Origin of the sequence: Paenibacillus sp. S29 (genome assembly GCF_049319765.1) — a bacterium.
Classification (GTDB): Bacteria; Bacillota; Bacilli; order Paenibacillales; family Paenibacillaceae; genus Paenibacillus; species Paenibacillus polymyxa_B.
Genome location: NZ_JBMOUI010000025.1, coordinates 1 through 18,408 on the forward strand (window position 1 = coordinate 1; position 18,408 = coordinate 18,408).

Sequence of the window (18,408 nt, forward strand, 5' to 3'; positions counted from 1 at the left end):
AAAAAATGCACCCCCTAGAAATTCATCGGATAAACCAGGGGTTTATTCCAATGTCTATTCTAAGGGGTGCACTTCATGGATCGGGGCGGTCTATTTCTTTTTCATGTAGGTAAGCAATGCCAGAATGAACATGCCGAACATGATCATCAAGGAAATTGCGTCTTGAGATATTAATTACTTAATTACGTATTTTCTTGGAGAGTACTATAAAATAAACTCTAATGCAGCCAATGACCGGGAATGCTTAGAGAAGGGGGCAGTTTGGTTTTACAATTGCCCTTAGCCGAATTTAATTGCGCCTGTGTAAGAAAGATACTTCCTTCCAGATTAGCCCCACTTAAATCAGCATCTCTAAAATCCGTACCGATCAAGTCTGTCATTCTCAGATCAGCCTCTCGCAGATCAGCAGCAATAAGTAAAACTCCTCTCAGGTTGGTACCTCTAAGATTAGCGCCTCTCAAATTGGCCCCGATAAGGTCTCTACTCCTGATTTTTTTACTATATTTATTGTGCTCCACGTTTTTCTTAACTTTTTCTCGTACTAACTCACTTGTTTGTAAAAGTAAATCATTGACTAACGCCCTATGGGTTGGTACATGAAGATTTATGAGGGATTTTGGATCTTGATCCGTAAGCTGCTCGGTTTTCGCCATAGCTTTTTGTAAGTCTGTATAGATGGGTTGAGTTTCTTTTAAGTTAAGGGCTTCATTGAGGTAATAAAGCATTTCATGAAGCTGTTGCATGATGGGAAATATATTGAACATTTCCTCAGCTATTGCCGGATCGTCTCGCCAGCTTTTTCCCTTGTATGTAACTTGGGAAACTTTTTGACCTGCTCCAAAGCAATCATATACCGTACAGCCTCGCAAGCCGTTGTTTCTTAGATTCTTATGAATATCACAACGATAATCCGCATTGAGGTTTTGACAAGGGGTTCCTCCATCCTTATTAAAAGCAAAATCAGCTGATTTTGCATAAGGCAAGGCTACACAGCATAAACCAAAACATTGTTCACAATTTGCACTATACAATAAACACACATCCTTTTACTGGCACCTATTAAATGTAATATTACCAAAAAAAGATGGGGTATAGTATATTGTTTTTTCATAGACTTCTAGAGTCTGCTGGATCGTTTAGAGAAGAAATCTAGTCTTTTGCCAGGTTCAATTGCCATGAGACTCCGTATTTATCTTCAACCCACCCAAATTGTTGGCTTACGGGAGAGGCTTCAAGGGGCATTAGAACTCGGCCTTCCTGAGATAGCTGGTCAAACACGCTATGGATTTCTTCTTCCGAATCACAAGTGACGAATAGCGATAGAGCTGGGGTAAAAGGGTGTTTGTCCTGATGGTTATAGTCTATAGCCATAAAAGTTTGCCCTTTGAGGTTGAATACGGCATGTAACACGGTCCCATCTTCCTGATGAAAAATGCTCATGATACCAGACGGTTTAAATACAGAGGTATAATATTGCATGGCTTCTTCTGCTTGACCGGAGAACATGAAAAATGTTGTGATTTTTGGACTGGAATCATGCATGAGATCAACTCCCTAGATTGTATCGTAGATGATAACATCTTTCCTCTTTTTTAATAGAAATATTCAGCATTAGAGAAGTGCTTCATGAAGATGTACACACGTGAAAGGAGAAAGACAGGATAATGGACGCGACAGCAAGACTTATGGATATGTTCGGCTCAGCTAAGAAGCTGGATGCCAGCATCATTTCTGCCTATACGGATGTGGTTGCCCAATATGGGACAGTGGAAGATGCGAGGGAGTTATATAGGCTTTTTGTAGAAGATCCCCATCATTATATCCGGGGGTTGCTCCTTCAGCCGATCATGAGATGCGGGGATGTTACTTTGGCGCAGGATATGTACGAGCGTTACGTCCGAAATCAGGCATCCCCAGAACATATACCTGACGGTGTGCTGTATGCGCTAGGTTATTTGGGTTATGTGGAGGCTGCTGCTGATCTCGTCGCTTTGGTGAACGGACCGTATGGAGCTGTGTCTGTGGATGCCTGTTTAGGACTGGTACATCTTCCATGCGAACCGTATCGTGAGAAACTGGCAGCTGAATTGGAAAAAGCGCTGAATCAGAATTTGTTTAATGAATTCTTACCTCTGTTAAGCTTCAAATGTACGACTGAAGATATGATTCCGCGATTGGTACATTGGGGAGAGCAACATGCTTCCGTAGACTGTAATGCAGGAATTATTGCTGGAATCGCATTGTTTGGAGAAGGGCAGAAGGAGACGATCCGATCTATCCTGTGGAATCCGTTTTGGGAGGCTCATGGAACGGCTACAGGCAGTTGTGTGTGGTCTTATTTTGCTATGCAGCATGTAGGACTAACCTTTAGGGAGCTTGTTCAGGATATAAAAAGCTACGATACATCCAAAAAAGATGTACAGACATTGGAATACCGTTTGGACGTGCTATATGAGATGTTGGAACTAAAGCTAAGCTATACAGCCCGACCGATCCGGTTCGCTCGCAGCAATGAGGAATCATTTGGTCAGCTATATAGCGATTTGTTTAGCTGGTCTAACGAACATCACGATGACTCTATTGTAGGCTGGATGAACGAACAGTTGGGGGTTGAGCACCGACTGTTGGAGCAGTATGATGAGCTAAGGAAAAAAATCGAGATTAAAATGGTGCATGAAATTGAGCTGGAGCATGTTCGGACAGGGAGTTAATCGGGTCGGGATATAAGAATTTTTGATGTAAAAGGACGAATGGCGGAGTTTGGCGGGGATATGGGGATTCGCCCAGTCCGCGGGCTGATGTCCCGCATAGGATACATCAGCCTAGAACACAAGGAGTGAAACACATGTCTTTACTGCCACAAGTTCCTTTCGGAACGCAACCGGGTACTCCGGGTCCTTTCACGCCGTCAGGTCCTTCGATTCCACAATTTCCTGATATGCAGGATTCCTTCCCATCTCCGATAGGTCCGCCACCAGGCCCAGGGCCATTTTCGCCACAGCCGTTCTCACCGCCGCCGCAGGGGCCATTCGGTCCGCAAGGTGGGCAGCAAACTCAAGCACCAACTTCCCCACCACCGCAATTTACGCCACCGAAGCCGCTGGTTTCGGCGTATGCGGTTGACCCTGGAGCCATCTTTGGTTGTTTGTTCCGCAACACGTTTGTATGGCTGACGAACGGAGAGCGTTTCTGGATGTACCCTGTCTTTGTAGGCAGGACATCCGTAGCGGGTTTTCGGTGGAGTGGACGTTTTTGGTTTTATTATGGTGTAGACACTAACCGTATTGAGTCGTTTAGCTGTTATTGGTAATAGCGCAGCTTTAGGGAAGAGCGGGGCTTAACGGGATGATGGCTGATGGCACTGTCAAGAGAGGTAAATGGGTACATGAGGTAAGTGAAGCGAAAATAAAAAGACTGAGAGAGCGCTCATCGCGTTCTCTCAGTCTTTTTTTTGCTATTAATCCATCCACCAACGCTTAAAATTGCCCCACCATGATTTCTTTTCGGCTTGTCGCTCCGCTTGGTCAGTTGGTGTTGATGCCGGTGGGTTATCTTGCCCCGACAGCGTCTCCTTCGGCTCCGTGCCGCTGACGAATACCTCCAGCCGCTTATCCGGGCTGTCCGGTGCAGCCAGTTTGCCGCTGGCCGGATCAATATAAGCGCTGACTACGCCGTCGGGGATAGGAAAGATTTTGGGCGGCACATTCTCCAGCGCTTTCTCCGTATATTGCGCAAAAATCGGAGCCGCCCGTCGGGCATCCTGTGTGCTGATGTCCTTGCCCTTGTCATAGCCAACCCAGACAGCGGTGGATAGTTCGGGGGTAAAGCCGACCATCCACGCATCGGTGTTGGTCGTGCCGCTCTTGCCGGCAACCGGGCGCTTGATCAGCTTCGCGACCCGGTTGCCGGTGCCGCCTTCTTCGAACACGCCTTCCATGAGGCGTGTAAGGACATAGGCGGAGGCGGGCTTCACCACCTGCACGGGCGCGGCTTGGGGCGCTTCGTACAGCGACCGCCCGGCCGCATCGGTGATGCGCAGCACTGCCACCGGAGCCACCTTTTGCCCGCCGCTGCCGATGACCGAGAAGGCGGAGGCCATCTCGAACGGGCTGACGGGTGACACACCCAGCGCCAGCGAGGGTACGGGCTTGAGCTCGCTTGTAATGCCCATTTTGCTGGCGAGGTCCATGACCTTGTCCGTTCCCACCTTCAAAATGGTGCTAACGGCATAAATATTATCGGACGCCGCAATTGCGCGCCGAAGATCTATTTCGCCCAAGTATTTGTCTCCAAAATTTTTGGGCTTATAGGTCTTGCGGTTGTTATCGTAGTGGAACAACGTCGGTCGGCTTTCGAACTTGGACGTACTCGTCAATTCGCCGGAATCCAGCGCGCTCAGATACATAATCGGCTTGAAGGCTGAGCCCGGCTGCCGGGTTGTGGCCAGCGCATGATTATATTGATTCCCGACATAGTTCGTTCCGCCGACCATGGCCTTGACATGTCCGTTGCGCGGGTCCATGGAGATTAACGCGGTTTCCAGTCCGTTGCTGTTCTTCATGCCTTCGTTTACAGCCGCCTCGGCTGCCTGCTGCATGTGCATGTCCAGCGTGGTATAAATACTCAGTCCGCCATGCTCGAGCACCCCTTCGCTAATCCCAAGTTGATGAGTCGCCAGCTGGCGGACGTAATCGCGGAACCAGGGAGCGGTTTCCACTGTCCGGCGCTGGCTCTCGGGCCGCAGGGCCAGCATTTCCTCATAGGCCTTGGTGGCTTCGGCCGGAGTAATCTTGCCGGTGAGCGCCATGGAGTCCAGTACAATTTTCTGCCGATCCTTTGCATTTTTCATATGATTATACGGTGAATAGTAGGTCGGTCCTTTCGGAATACCTGCTAACAGGGCGCTTTCGGCCAAATCCAGCTCTTTTGCGGATTTACCGAAATACATTTGCGAAGCTGCTTCAATGCCATAGGCGCCGTGACCATAGTAAATTTCGTTCAAATACATTTGCAGCAGTTCATTTTTGGTGTACTTCATTTCAAGCTGTGCGGTATAAATGGCCTCCTTGGCTTTGCGCGTCCACGTTTTCTCATGAGATAAGTACAGATTGCGTGCAAGCTGCTGAGTCAGCGTGCTGGCCCCTTGCGACATATCCCAGCGGGTCAGATTAACGATTACCGCCCGGCCCAGACCTTTGAAATCAAAGCCAAAATGATCGTAAAACTTCCGATCTTCCACAGCCAGGGTAGCTGCAATCAAATCGGGTGAAATGTGATCAAGCTGGACCGGAATGGATTCCTTGCCTCCAGCAGAGAAAGTGGCGATGACTTGTCCCTGACTATCGAGCAGACGTGAATTCCTATCCGTATCCGCGAGCGGAAGGCTGGTCGTGTACAAATAGGCGAGCAGGATGCAGGCGGCGATGACCGTCAGAATAGTGAGAGACATTAGTCCTTGAAAGCATCGAAGCCAAAGCGGTTTACGCTTGGGGGATCGCCCGGTCGTATCGGTCATCATGCCACCTCTTTCCATAGTTGATGTTCTCAGTATAGTCAATCCGAAAGCGTCTATTCATCAGATACACACACGTGTCTATTTTAAACAAGATTAAATCTCCAAATTGCTTTTGCAGTCCATTCAGGTATCACTTATAATGCAAAAAGTGTGAAATTCCAATGTGTTTGGTACAATAAATATAGCAAACTCGGCGTTTGCGTGTTGCTGATATAAGGAAAGTCAACGTTTATGCTACCGGATTGCCGGACACATACTTTGATCAGAAAGAAGGTTGGAATGATGGACTTGTGGTTTACGGAGAAGCAGACTCCCTCTTTCGGCATTACAGCAAAAATCAAACAAACCTACGTCTCTGAGAAAACAGATTTTCAGGATCTGGCTATGATCGAGACAGAGGAATTCGGCAATATGCTTGTTCTGGATGGCATGGTGATGACAACGGTTAAGGATGAATTTGTGTATCACGAAATGGTAGCACATCCGGCCTTGAATACACATCCGAATCCGAAGAAAGTTTTGGTTGTGGGCGGTGGCGATGGCGGCGTTATTCGTGAGGTCATTAAGCACCCTGAAGTAGAAAAGGCGGTATTGGTTGAGATCGATGGTAAGGTGATTGAATATTCCAAAAAATATTTGCCTGAAATCGCAGGGAAGCTGGACGAGCCTAATGTAGAAGTGCTAGTCAATGACGGATATATGCACATTATTGAACACAAAAATGAATACGACGTCATTATGGTCGATTCGACGGAGCCGGTAGGTCCGGCAGCCCCGCTGTTCGAGCGCGGGTTTTACCAAGGTATTTTTGAGGCGTTGAAGGAAGACGGCATTTTCGTTGCGCAAACGGATAACCCTTGGTTCAAGGCAGACCTGATTCAGAAGGTCAACAAAGATGTGAAGGAAATTTTCCCGATTGTGCGTGTGTATGGTGCGAACATTCCGACCTATCCGAGTGGTCTTTGGACATTCACGTTGGGGAGTAAGAAGTATGATCCGCTCGAAGTAGACGAGACCCGAATTCCAGAAATGGACACCCGATATTACAGTCCGCGTCTACACAAAGCGGCGTTTGTACTACCTAAGTTTGTAGAAGATTTAACGAAGTAAACATCTTAAAAAGCGCCTTAGTGGTCTTTATTGCCTGTTTTTGGGTGGGAAAGAGCGCTATAGGCGCTTTTTTGTGTTGGATAAGATTTGAAAAAGGGTATAAAAGCATACTGGACACTGGATTTCCTTTTAAGATAAAAGAAGGAAATTTAAGGGTGTGCGTAGAATATACAAAAAACCAGACATTTAACAGATTTGTAATGTCAACAGGGACGGTTTGGTTATGGAAATACATCAATCGGCGATGTACCAAAGAGGGGGAAACTTTTTTGATCAGACGCTCTTTTTATTACCTGTGGGGGTCTCAGACAATCTCCAACGTAGCAGATATCATCTACATGTTGAGTGTAGTGGTATTGGTGTTCAGTTCAAGTAATTCCTTAATGACGACTATTTTAATTCCGTTGTTCCGATTGTCTGCCCAAGTACTTAGTGGGCTCGTTGCACCGATCGTCCTTGGCCGATTTCAGCTAACGCGCGTGTTGCTATTTTCCCAGTTTGGGCAGTTTGTCATTTTTACGCTGCTGCTGCTTTATTTGTGGATCGTACCTGAGCAGAGGTCGTTTCTATTTATTTTTGTGATGGTGTTTGGTATGTCTTTTCTGGATGGCTGGACAAATCCCGCGCGTAATGCGCTTGTACCCCGTTTGGCTACGGGTGAAGGACTAATGCGGGCCAACGGCATGGTAGCGGTCAGTGATCAGGTGGTCAAGTGTGCAGGCTGGGCGTTGAGCGGAATTATTGTGGCTTGGCTGGGTTCCCTGAATACGCTTGTGATCGCATCCTGTTGTTATCTTGTTGCTGTAACTGTCACGTCCTTCATCCGTGATCCGCTGGATCAGAAGGAATTAAGTCTTGAAGCTTCGGATTCCTCAACAAATCTAGTAGAACCTGCAAAGGGAAAGGAAAAAGGCTCCCATTGGAAAGAGCTTGGGGAAGGCTGGAAAATCATTTGGCACAACCGTCGTATTCGTTCTCTGATGATCGTCGATAGTGTGGATAGTATTGGGGGAGTCTCCTGGCTCGGCGTATTTATTTTGGCGTACGTCAGCCAAGTGCTGCATCGGGATGCGAGCTGGTGGGGCTTTATGAATGCGTCCTTTTTCTCGGGCACAATTTTGGGTGGATTGATTGTCGTTGGTTTGGTCAAGCGCTTGCAAAAGAACAGCTTTTTATACATGCTCGGAGCGTTGCTGGTGTATGTACTGATTACAATTGTATTTGCGCTGAATACAATCCCCGTTGCTGCACTTATTCTTTTTGCTGTATCAGGCTTACCTGTTCAAATGGCAGGGATTATTCGCCGCACCTTGCTGCAAACCAGTGCACCGGCAGCCCAGTTGCCCAAAGTGATGGCAGGAATTGATGTGATTACAAATCTCGCTTTCGGTCTGTCCTTGTTATTCATGGGCTGGTATGCAGATCGTTTCGGTATGGTGCAGGTGTATTTGTTGGCTGCGATTATGACGACCATTGCTATCTTGATCGGCTGGTTGTACCGCAGGGATTTTCAGGAAAGTGAGCAAATGGACCATCCAACCGCTACGGGCGCTGGGATTTAAAATAGGGGTTCTCGTTAGGCGTGACAGCATTCATTGGATGAGTACATAATTAAATGCAGGTGTAAAAGTGAACGTGACGATTAGGTAGAATAAAAGCCTGCAATTCTCCTCAATTCTACAGGAACACCACTGGAATAACGTTGACGGTGGTGTTCCTTTTATAACTATTAAATTAATTGGTATGTCTGTTGAGCAGTATGTGCCATTGCTAATGTCAGGTCCGTTTGCTCGTGAGATATGTTTTGACGGCAGGAGGAGTGTAATTTGTAAATTGCCGTAGGATTCCTTGCGGAGTAGTATCCGTAACTACCATCGCACGATATTTTTCCTGCATAAATTGTTCCTGAGCCATACGATCAAACAAGGAAATAAGAGGATCGTAATAATGGTTAATATTTAAAAGACCGCATGGCTTTTCATGCAAGCCTAATTGCGCCCATGTGAAAATTTCAAAGTATTCTTCCATTGTACCTGGGCCACCTGGTAAAACAATGAATCCGTCCGCAATCTCTGCCATTTTAGATTTTCGTTCGTGCATGGAATCAACAATGATTAATTCGCTCAGGCCATTATGTGCAATTTCACGGCTTTGCAAAAAGTGAGGGAGCACACCGATGACGCGACCTCCTGCATGAAGTGCCGCGTCAGCGACTGCACCCATTAAACCAACACTTGCTCCTCCATAAACCAGGCTTATTTCCTGTTCGGCAAGTGCCTTGCCCAGAGCAACAGCATGCTCTCGATAAATCTCAGACGCTCCATTACTGGAACCGCAAAAAACAGCAATGCTTTTCATATGAGATTCTCCTTTATGTATATCTTTTTGCAAGTTTTTGCTGGTGTGTTCGAAATATATCCTCCAAGGTGATGTCATACTTGTTGGCGATCACGATGAGATTACCCAGTACGTCTCCAAGTTCTTCAGTTAAATGCTCCTTGTTCTCCTCGAATGAACCATCGATCTCATCAGGCCGGTCTCTGCCAATCTCCAGGGCGCGAATAGCTCTCGCAACCTCCCCGGTTTCCTCTGCCAAGAAACCAATTCGGACGAAGATATCTAAATCCGACCAGTTTCTCTCCTGATAATATTGCTTGACCCACTTTTGAAATTCATTAATATCCATATTCAGCCTCCCAACTGAAACCCATGCATAGGTGTTGGCTATACACAAACCATAAGGTTTAGATGAAACGGAAACGTTTGTTCGTGTTTTATTATATATTATAAGGGGGGGATTTATCAAAGAAAAATTAAAAAGCCGTTTGCTTAAAAAGCAACCGACTTTTTTTAAAGAACGTTGACCTTAATGATGCGACCGTATCCGTTCAGTCTTTTAAGCTGTAGTGAACTGGCTGTTATAGAGCGAGGCATAATGGCCGCCGCTGGCAAGCAGTCCCTCATGGGTACCACTTTCGACGACATCGCCGTTTTTCATGTATAAAATCAAATCCGCTTCGCGGATGGTCGATAGTCTGTGGGCGATCACAAAGCTGGTGCGTCCGGCAATCATTTTCATAAATGCTTTTTGGATACGCGCTTCTGTCAGGGTGTCTATGCTACTGGTCGCTTCATCCAGGATTAGCATAGGTGGATCGACGAGGATCACCCTCGCGATGGTGAGCAGCTGTTTTTGGCCTTGCGACAGGCTGTCGCCTGACCCGCTAATGACCGTATCGTAGCCATGAGGCAGTCGCTTGATGAAGCTATGCGCATTGGCAGCTGTTGCAGCCGCGATGACTTCTTCATCCGTGGCCTCTGGCTTCCCGTAAGCGATATTGTCCCGAATGGTCCCGCTGAACAGCCATGTATCTTGAAGCACCATACCAAAGTTAGTCCGTAGGCTGTCCCGGCTCATGTCGTTGATATTCATCCCGTCGATGGATATCGAGCCGCTGTCTACATCGTAAAATCGCATGAGCAGATTGACGAGTGTGGTTTTGCCAGCTCCGGTCTGCCCGACAATAGCCACACGAGTGCCTGGCTTTACCTCCAAACTAAAGTTCGTAATGAGCGTACGTTCCGGGTTATAGGAGAATTTGACATGATCAAAAACAATCGTGCCTTTGCTGCGCTCGAGCTGTACGGCGTTCGATTTTTCGGGCTGCTCTGGCGGTGAATCCAAAATAGCAAATATGCGCTGAGCAGAAGCCGTAGCTGCCTGGAACTGGGTCAGCACACCCGTAATTTCATTAAAAGGCTTGGCGAACAAATTGGTATAAATCAGAAAGCTCGACAATCCGCCTACCGAGATCCCACCTAAAATAATGGAGATACAGCCAATCATGGCGGTGACTGAAAAAGTCATGTTGTTCACCAAACGGGTAGAGGGATTGGACAATGATCCGTAAAACTGCGATTTCACCCCGGCTTGATACAATTGTTCGTTTCTGGCGGAAAATTCCTCAAGCGAGCGGTTTTCATAATGAAAAGCGGTAACTACCCGTTGCCCGCCGATCATTTCTTCCACATAACCGTTCAGGCTTCCTAAAATTTTGGCCTGTTCGCGGAACATACGCTGCGATCTTGTGGTAATGAACCGTGCTACGCCATATGTGATCGGGGCAGACACCAATACGACCAACGTCATTATCGGACTGATATACAGCATGAGTACAATGGAGCCTATAATCGTAATAATCCCGGTAATCAATGTGGAAAAGCCTTGTAGTAATCCATCCGACACAGCATCCATATCGTTCACAAAACGACTAATGCTGTCTCCTTGTGGATGAGTGTCATGAAAGCTTAACGGAAGGATATTAAAATGATCAAATAACTCCCGCCGCATATCATTTACGGTCTGAAAAGCAATACGGTTCGTCAAATACGTGAGCAGCCAGCTAAATAGACTGCCTACAATATATACAATGCCTAATCCAGCTAGAATCTGCGTAATACCTTTAAAATCCACTGCTCCCTTATCCACCATATGGTCGATAGCCTGACCAATCATGTAGGGTCCGATCAGACTGGCAAGCACGCTGAGAATTGCACTGACGATGACCCAACATGTTGTTGTTTTATATTGACCCACATAGGTTAACAATCTTCTCCAGGTTTCCTTGCCACTCATTGGTCTACCTCCTGCGTTGAGAGCTGGGAATGATTAATTTCCTGATATACATCTGAGCTGCTCATCAACTGTTCATGTGTGCCGATACCAACAATCCGTCCCTCATCAAACACAATTATTTTATCAGCATGCTGTACGCTGCTTACTCGTTGCGAGACCAACAGGACGGTCATGCTGGTGCTATTTTCCCGTAGCGATTTACGGAGGGCGGCGTCGGTTGCAAAATCGAGTGCGCTTGAGGAGTCATCCAAAATGAGGATTTGCGGATTGCCGACAATAGCACGGGCAATGGTAAGTCGCTGTTTTTGTCCTCCTGACAAATTAAGCCCCCCTCGGGTGATCGGAGCATCGAATTTCTCCGGCAGGTTGGAAATGAACTCATCCGCTTGCGCGATTGCTGCGGCTTGAGCGACTTCCTCATCGGTGGCGTGTTCATGCCCCCAACGGATATTATCCGCTATAGTACCAGTGAACAGCAGTGCCTTCTGAGGGACAATTCCGATTTTCTGCCGCAATTGCTCGAGCTTATATTGCCGAACGTCGATGCCATCAACCTGCACACGACCCTCTACCGCATCATAGAAGCGGGGAATAAGATTCACAAAGGTGGATTTCCCAGAACCTGTTCCTCCGATGATGCCGACCGTTTCACCGGGATAGATGTTTACCACTATATCGCTCAGTGCCAGTTGTCCTGTCTTATTGTATCCAAAGGAAACATGATCAAAAGAGATGGCTGGTACAGCGCCATGCTCACTTGTTCCTTCCCTGTCTATAGATGTAGAAGTAGCAGCAGTGTCGGAAATCGAAGCTTGCGTGTCTAGGACCTCCTGAATACGCGCTGCTGAAGTGGCAGCTTTGGTGAACAAAATAATTAAATTGGTTACCACAATCAGAGCCAGTAAAATTTGCGTAATGTAATTAATAAAGGCAATAATCTCCCCTTGTGTAAGAGATCCATATTGGATATGGATACCGCCGATCCACAGGATAGCAATAATAGCTCCGTTCACCACCAACAAGGTGGCGGGGCTTAGCAAAGCAGAAATACGTCCGACACGAATAGCAGTCTGGGTCAGGTCATCTGAGGTGGCATTGAACTTTCCTCGTTCAGCTCCTCTTTTGGCAAATGCACGTATGACCCGTACGCCTGTAAGATTTTCGCTAAGTACCAGAGCGATTTTATCGAGTTTTTTCTGGTATAGCTGGTACAGGGGAGAAGCCTTCGTAATGACTACATACAGAATCAAAGCCAGAATCGGTGTAGCCGCCAACAGCACCAAAGCAAGGCGGAAGTCCAGAATCATGGACATGATAATCGCCCCGATACAAATAAAAGGAGCGCGAATGACCAAACGAATCAACATCGCTACAGCTGTTTGCAGCTGATTGACATCATTCGTAATCCGGTTGATGAGCGAGGGTGTACCGAATTTATCGAGATCAGCATAAGAAAACGAAGAAATATGCTTAAACATCGTATTGCGCAGCGTAGTTCCGAATCCTTGAGAGGCACGAGCTGCGTAAAACTGACAAACTAATGAACTGCCAAAGCCCAGTATAGTCATGAGTAACATCAAAAGACCCATCTGCCAAACATAATGGGTGTCTCCTTTACCTACACCATGATTGATCATTAAAGCAACCATAGTAGGCAGCAATAGTTCCAGGATGGCCTCAATTAGTTTAAACAGAGGTCCAAGAATCGTTTCCTTTTTATAGGGTTTCAAAAAAACAGCAAATTTCAGCAAATAAACCATCACCTAACCTAAATAATGTATCTAGCTTCATGCCGCAATAGCATAACTGAATTTGATTATGGCATATCCCCAACCATATGAATAATATTTAATATATATTAGAGGTATAGGTTTTACATATATCAGTACCGGAGGTCCATAATGATGGAATTGAGACATCTCAAGTATTTTTTGGCGATTGCAGAGGCCGGACAGATTACAGCGGCAGCCAAAAAGCTGAAAATTGCACAGCCTCCCTTAAGTCAGCAACTCATGCAGCTGGAGGAAGAGCTTGGTGTAAAGCTCGTGCATCGAGGCTCACGAAGCATCCAATTGACGGAGGCCGGCATCATTTTACAGAACAGGGCCAAGCAGATTTTGGAGCTGACAGATGCCACGACAAGAGAGATAAACGATTTTGCCATGGGGATGAAAGGTACGCTCACCATTGGAACGGTCTCCTCCTCTGGGGCAACGCTGATGAAAGACAGGCTTTCCGAATTTCATAAAACCTATGCGGGTGTAAAATTTGAAATTCATGAGGGAAATACGTTCATGATTCTCGATCTTTTGAACAAAGGAATTGTCGAGGTCGGTATCGTCAGAACCCCTTTTAATACTACCGATTTAGGGTGTAGGTATGCGTCCACTGAGCCGATGATAGCAGTGATGACAGAAGAATATGACTGGAACTCCGAACAGAAGACCATTTCATTGTCTGAGTTGAAGAACAGGCCACTCATCGTATATCGCCGCTTTGAACAATTGATCCACGATACTTGTATGAAGTATGGCTTTGAGCCGAATTTCTTTTGTAAAAACGATGATGCTCGCACCACGCTTCACTGGGCTAATGAAGGGCTGGGGATCGGTATGATTTCGCGGTCTGCGTTGTCACTCGGAAGCAATAACCAGTTAATCGTTAAGGAAATTATGTGTGAGGAATTGCATACGCGTGTGGCGGCTGTCTGGCTGAAGGATAAATACATGTCTTCTCTAGCCTCTCGATTCATCGAAAGTTTTAGCCAAGCATCCGATGGAGCTGACTTAAGGTAGCTGAATTTTTTGGATGAAAGCATCTTTTTGTAAAAACTCATTTGAATTGCAATCGGGAACTGGATATAGTAGTACAGTAGGATAGCAATAGAATGGAGTTTGAATACATGCCACATAATGCAAAGGTCCGAATCCGTCTTCATAGTCATCATGACGGAGAAGATGTGGTACAGGAACTTCCCGGAGAAGCGATCGTGCGTGGGAAGCATCTATATATAAGGTACGATGAGCCGCAAGAAAGTCCTGAGGGCGGTACGACACGGAACACAGTCAAAATCGGATCGGATGAGCTAAAACTGATTCGTCACGGTGAGGTACAATCAGAGCAGTCGTTTGCGCTGGGACGCAGGTTGCCTGGATTTTACCGCTCGCCTTATTTAAACCTGAACATGTCTGCGCATACGCAGAAGCTCGATATTCGGATGGATGGTTTCACCGGACATGTGAGCTGGACCTATGATCTGTACGTATTTGAGGATTTCTCGGGGCATTTTGCCATCAGTTTGCATATACAGGAGGAGCAATAATCATGACAAGCAATCCACTGGAACTTATTAATCAAAAGGTGACTTCAGCAATCGAAGCGGCAGTGCTGGCTACCGGAATCGTGAGCCGCGAAGAGCTGCCGACCATTACGCTGGAGGTGCCAAAGGACAAGTCACACGGTGATTTGGCTACCAACGCTGCGATGCAGCTCACCCGCATTGCAAAGAAGAACCCACGGCAAATCGCTGAAGATTTGATCGCGAATATGGATTTAGCTTCCGCTTCTATTGAAAGTGCGGAAATCGCTGGACCGGGCTTTATTAACTTTCGCCTGAACAAGAGCTACCTGTATGCAGTCATTGGACAAGTGCAGGAGCAGGGGACAGATTACGGGCGTATACAGGAAGGTGCAGGCAAAAAGGTACAAATCGAGTTTGTCAGCGCCAATCCGACAGGTAGCCTTCACTTAGGTCATGCACGTGGTGCAGCCGTAGGGGATGCTCTCTGCAACGTGCTTGATTTTGCCGGATACAAAGTAACTCGTGAATACTACATTAATGATGCGGGCAACCAGATTTACAACATGAGCCGCTCTATTGAAGCGCGTTATTTGCAGGAGCTCGGACAGCCTGCGGAGATGCCGGAGGATGGTTACCATGGTGAGGATATCATCGGGTTTGCCAAGGAACTGGTGGCCGAAAAGGGCGATTCTCTGTTGTCCATGGAACCGGGAGATCGCGCAGCTTATTTCCGTGACTACGGTCTGGAAAAGGAACTGAACAAGATTAAGCGCGACCTGGAGCTGTTCCGTGTACCTTTTGACTCCTGGTTCAGCGAAACGTCGCTGTATGAAAACGGTGAAGTGCTTAAAGCGCTGAATGAGTTGCGTGACCGTGAGGAGATTTACGAGAAGGACGGAGCTACATGGCTGAATACGACCAAGTACGGTGACGATAAAGACCGTGTCTTGATCAAAAATGACGGTACATATACGTACCTAACCCCAGATATAGCTTACCATCGCGATAAATATGCTCGTGGGTATGACACGATCATCAACATCTGGGGAGCGGATCACCACGGCTACATTCCACGGATGAAGGCAGCAATGGAGGCACTGGGCAATGATCCAGATAAGCTTAAAGTGCTGATTGCCCAAATGGTCAGCTTGTTCCAAAATGGGGAAAAAGTAAAAATGTCCAAACGTACCGGCAAGGCCGTGACGATGGAAGATCTGATGGAAGAAGTGGGTGTAGACGCGATCCGTTACTTCTTCACTATGCGGAGCATGGATTCGCACCTGGATTTTGACATGGATTTGGCGATTTCCACTTCCAATGAGAATCCAGTATTCTACGTACAATATGCGCACGCACGTGCATGCAGCGTATATCGTCAAGCCGAAGAGCAAGGTATTGCTGTGCTACCGTTGGCAGAAGTTGACTTGTCCAAGCTGACGGCTGAACATGAATACGATCTGTTACGCAAAATCGGCGAGCTGCCGGAAGAAGTATCGGTAGCGGCTGCAAACTTTGCACCACACCGTATGATTCGCTATGTCTACGAGCTGGCTTCATTGTTCCACAGCTACTATAAGGCAGAGCGCGTCATCACAGAGGATGCCGCTCAAACGCAGGCACGCTTGGCGTTGTTTGGTGCGGTGCGCACGACCATTGCCAACGTACTGAAGCTGGTGGGCGTGTCTGCACCAGAACGTATGTAAGCAAACAACTTTAACGTAATGACCTTGTAGTCATATAATTAATAATAAAAGGAACCGTTCGTATCACCCTCAACAGGGTGGCGCTTCGGTTCCTTTTTATGTTGGATTAGCTTAGTAGCGTTCCAGTACCAAATTCGTTTTCAGGGAATCGGCGGGAACCAGCCATCCTTTGGATTGCAGCAGGTTCATCAGCTTGGTGCGGTTGCTGGCGGCAACACTGTAATCCGAGGTTTTGAAGGAGATTTCGATAATATGCTCTGTACCTGATCCGTTTGCGCTGCGAATAGGCCATATTTCAACGTCGGTATCCAATCCCTGAAAGCTACCCTCGTATTTACTGACCTGTACAGGACCGCGTACTCTGGAGTCTGCCAAGGTTTGTTTGCCCCAATTGCTGTTTTTCCAGTTTTGCAGCTTGCCCGGAAGATTATCCTGCAATTGCTTTAATGCTTGATCTGGGGAAGGCAGAGCCAATCCTTTGGAGGCGTTTGTTTTTTTATCATTGGAAAAGCTTAGTGTTTGTTTGCTGTATCCCCAATCCACCTCAGCCTCATAATTATCATCAGATGCGCTGAACCCTTCTTTATTCGCTTGGGTGAGCGCCGCGTCGATATTTCCATTTGTGACCGTATAGCGCTTTTTGTAGGTTAATTCATAATTTTTTTTGTCCTCTTTTTTGCGAAATCTCACGTTCCAGCCCTCGTCATTTAATTGCAATGACTTTGTATCAAAATACTCGACGCTCAATCGTTGTGCATCGTTGCTAATTTGAAATTCGTTCACGATGCCACTTTTTAATGAGCCATCCGCATTGAGGACCTGAGCTGTATCCAGTAGTAGCTTCACCTCATAGCTTGGTGTGGCATTGGCGGCGGCTTGTACCGGTTCTGCTCCTTTCCATCCTGTTACGAGCAGCACTGCACTCAGAGTTACTACCGACATCAATTTGGTGATACGAAGGCCTGTTTTCATTTCATCCTCTCCTGTTCGTCCGAATAGGTTACACGCTACACTTTACGGGTGTATTGTCAGTCGTATGTCAAAGCAAGAGGGTACTCCGGTTAAAAAATTACATAATTTCTATATGACAGGTAAGATTTAATCTTGGTTCCATGACAAATATTCGGTGAATCTGTGAATGAGCGCCGAGCGATGACGGTCTTTGTTGCTGACCATATAGATGTACCGCTCAACAGACTGCCCCGGGATAGGTCTTACAACCAGTAAGCCCCGCTCAACCTCTGACTGAACGGCAATGCGAGAGACAAAGGAGATGTGTTCTCCCAGCATAACCGCCTGTTTAATGGCTTCCAATGAATCCAGCTCCAGATAGGAAGGAAGTCGCCGACTCCCACGCTCCAGCCATTTGTCGGTCACATGGCGTGTGCTGGATTCCTTGCCATGTAATACGAAGGAGGAAGAAGCGATCAGCTCGGGCGTCAAATCGGTTTCGTTGGCGAGCGGATGAGTGGGTGAGCAGATGAGTATCAGTTCATCTTCGCCCAAGGATTCGGTGAGTAGCGTTGGGGACTGAAACGGCTCTGCCGAAATGATGCCGAGGTCAATTTCGTGGCGAGCGAGCATGTCCTTGATCACGGGCGCTGTTTTCACAGACAAGGCGATGTGAATGCCCGGATGCTCACGGGCAAAGCGGTGCAGCACAGCAGGAAGCAAGTAGGTAGCGGGTACATAGCTTGCGCCAATACGTATACTTCCCCGCTGGAGCGTATCGAACTCGCGGACGACTCGCTCAGCTTCAGCAGCCAGTGCATTAATTTTGCTGGCATAGTGCAGCAGTGCATTTCCGGCATCCGTCAGGATGATTTTTCCCATACGTGTGTCAAACAGCTTTACTCCGAATTCACGCTCCAGATTTTTCATATGAAAAGTAACGGTGGGTTGCTTCAGGCCAAGAAGCTCGGCGACCGTGGTGATTTTATGGTGCTTATTTAGCAGCTCTACAATATGTAACTTTAGAAGACTCAAGTTCACTTAGAATGCCTCGCTTTCAGGTTAATCGAACAATCATGCCTATTTCTTTGGGGAGCAGCATCAATCCCTCTATATAGATTAAATCTATGAGTGTTAACACAATTCATTGAAATAATTAATTTTGTTTTAACTTTCCAATAACACAGGTTGC

Annotated in this window: 17 protein-coding genes; 7 read left to right on the top strand and 10 right to left on the bottom strand. The window is 46.9% G+C overall.

Features of this window, described 5'->3' with window-relative positions:
• Positions 1-90: 90 nt before the first annotated feature.
• The 3 genes from ACL9RM_RS25355 to ACL9RM_RS25365 all read right to left on the bottom strand — a co-directional run bounded on the left by ACL9RM_RS25355 (position 91) and on the right by ACL9RM_RS25365 (position 1,542).
• On the bottom strand, positions 91-171 hold the full coding sequence (locus tag ACL9RM_RS25355) for a putative holin-like toxin (RefSeq protein WP_322175755.1): 81 nt from the start codon (positions 169-171) through the stop codon (positions 91-93).
• A 47-nt stretch (positions 172-218) separates the two neighbouring features.
• The gene (locus ACL9RM_RS25360; RefSeq protein WP_069290788.1) at positions 219-1,031 is read right to left on the bottom strand and encodes a pentapeptide repeat-containing protein; all 813 of its coding nucleotides are present in this window, start codon (positions 1,029-1,031) and stop codon (positions 219-221) included.
• A gap of 118 nt (positions 1,032-1,149) precedes the next feature.
• Positions 1,150-1,542, bottom strand: coding sequence for a VOC family protein (locus ACL9RM_RS25365; protein ID WP_013308197.1), 393 nt, complete (start codon positions 1,540-1,542; stop codon positions 1,150-1,152).
• Positions 1,543-1,661: 119 nt separating this feature from the next.
• On the opposite strand from ACL9RM_RS25365, the gene ACL9RM_RS25370 reads away from it, so the two are divergent.
• Positions 1,662-2,711 (top strand): hypothetical protein, encoded by a 1,050-nt coding sequence (locus tag ACL9RM_RS25370; RefSeq protein ID WP_414126658.1) that lies wholly within the window; start codon positions 1,662-1,664, stop codon positions 2,709-2,711.
• Positions 2,712-2,845: 134 nt separating this feature from the next.
• The gene (locus ACL9RM_RS25375; protein ID WP_028542587.1) at positions 2,846-3,310 is read left to right on the top strand and encodes a hypothetical protein; all 465 of its coding nucleotides are present in this window, start codon (positions 2,846-2,848) and stop codon (positions 3,308-3,310) included.
• Between the two features lie 147 nt (positions 3,311-3,457).
• Here ACL9RM_RS25375 and ACL9RM_RS25380 read toward each other — a convergent pair whose 3' ends face one another.
• A complete protein-coding gene (locus tag ACL9RM_RS25380) occupies positions 3,458-5,515 on the bottom strand; it encodes a transglycosylase domain-containing protein (protein WP_069290789.1) in 2,058 nt (685 codons plus the stop codon).
• A gap of 282 nt (positions 5,516-5,797) precedes the next feature.
• Here ACL9RM_RS25380 and speE point away from each other — a divergent pair, with 282 nt between their 5' ends.
• Both speE and ACL9RM_RS25390 read left to right on the top strand, forming a co-directional pair.
• Entirely contained in the window at positions 5,798-6,625 is an 828-nt protein-coding gene (speE, locus tag ACL9RM_RS25385; RefSeq protein ID WP_053324352.1) for a polyamine aminopropyltransferase, read from the top strand.
• Positions 6,626-6,894: 269 nt separating this feature from the next.
• Positions 6,895-8,187 (top strand): MFS transporter, encoded by a 1,293-nt coding sequence (locus tag ACL9RM_RS25390; RefSeq protein ID WP_250267139.1) that lies wholly within the window; start codon positions 6,895-6,897, stop codon positions 8,185-8,187.
• Positions 8,188-8,401: 214 nt separating this feature from the next.
• Here the strand turns inward: ACL9RM_RS25390 and ACL9RM_RS25395 are convergent, their stop codons facing one another.
• The 4 genes from ACL9RM_RS25395 to ACL9RM_RS25410 form a co-directional block, all read right to left on the bottom strand.
• Positions 8,402-8,983, bottom strand: a complete 582-nt coding sequence (locus tag ACL9RM_RS25395) for a TIGR00730 family Rossman fold protein (RefSeq protein WP_061831788.1) — start codon at positions 8,981-8,983, stop codon at positions 8,402-8,404.
• A 13-nt stretch (positions 8,984-8,996) separates the two neighbouring features.
• Complete coding sequence (locus tag ACL9RM_RS25400) at positions 8,997-9,311, bottom strand: MazG nucleotide pyrophosphohydrolase domain-containing protein (RefSeq protein ID WP_061831789.1); 315 nt, start codon at positions 9,309-9,311, stop codon at positions 8,997-8,999.
• A 210-nt stretch (positions 9,312-9,521) separates the two neighbouring features.
• Complete coding sequence (locus ACL9RM_RS25405) at positions 9,522-11,261, bottom strand: ABC transporter ATP-binding protein (protein WP_414126655.1); 1,740 nt, start codon at positions 11,259-11,261, stop codon at positions 9,522-9,524.
• The gene (locus ACL9RM_RS25410; protein WP_414126656.1) at positions 11,258-13,012 is read right to left on the bottom strand and encodes an ABC transporter ATP-binding protein; all 1,755 of its coding nucleotides are present in this window, start codon (positions 13,010-13,012) and stop codon (positions 11,258-11,260) included. Before ACL9RM_RS25410 ends, ACL9RM_RS25405 begins: the two co-directional genes overlap by 4 nt.
• 153 nt (positions 13,013-13,165) lie before the next feature.
• On the opposite strand from ACL9RM_RS25410, the gene ACL9RM_RS25415 reads away from it, so the two are divergent.
• From ACL9RM_RS25415 to argS, 3 genes are all read left to right on the top strand, one after another.
• On the top strand, positions 13,166-14,056 hold the full coding sequence (locus tag ACL9RM_RS25415; RefSeq protein WP_414126659.1) for a LysR family transcriptional regulator: 891 nt from the start codon (positions 13,166-13,168) through the stop codon (positions 14,054-14,056).
• A gap of 92 nt (positions 14,057-14,148) precedes the next feature.
• Positions 14,149-14,583, top strand: coding sequence for a DUF1934 domain-containing protein (locus ACL9RM_RS25420; RefSeq protein ID WP_081112515.1), 435 nt, complete (start codon positions 14,149-14,151; stop codon positions 14,581-14,583).
• 2 nt (positions 14,584-14,585) lie between these two features.
• A complete protein-coding gene (gene argS, locus ACL9RM_RS25425; protein ID WP_061831792.1) occupies positions 14,586-16,265 on the top strand; it encodes an arginine--tRNA ligase in 1,680 nt (559 codons plus the stop codon).
• Between the two features lie 111 nt (positions 16,266-16,376).
• Here argS and ACL9RM_RS25430 read toward each other — a convergent pair whose 3' ends face one another.
• Both ACL9RM_RS25430 and ACL9RM_RS25435 read right to left on the bottom strand, forming a co-directional pair.
• Positions 16,377-17,237 (bottom strand): hypothetical protein, encoded by an 861-nt coding sequence (locus ACL9RM_RS25430; RefSeq protein ID WP_250267143.1) that lies wholly within the window; start codon positions 17,235-17,237, stop codon positions 16,377-16,379.
• Between the two features lie 126 nt (positions 17,238-17,363).
• On the bottom strand, positions 17,364-18,257 hold the full coding sequence (locus tag ACL9RM_RS25435; RefSeq protein WP_250267144.1) for a LysR family transcriptional regulator: 894 nt from the start codon (positions 18,255-18,257) through the stop codon (positions 17,364-17,366).
• Positions 18,258-18,408: the final 151 nt, after the last annotated feature.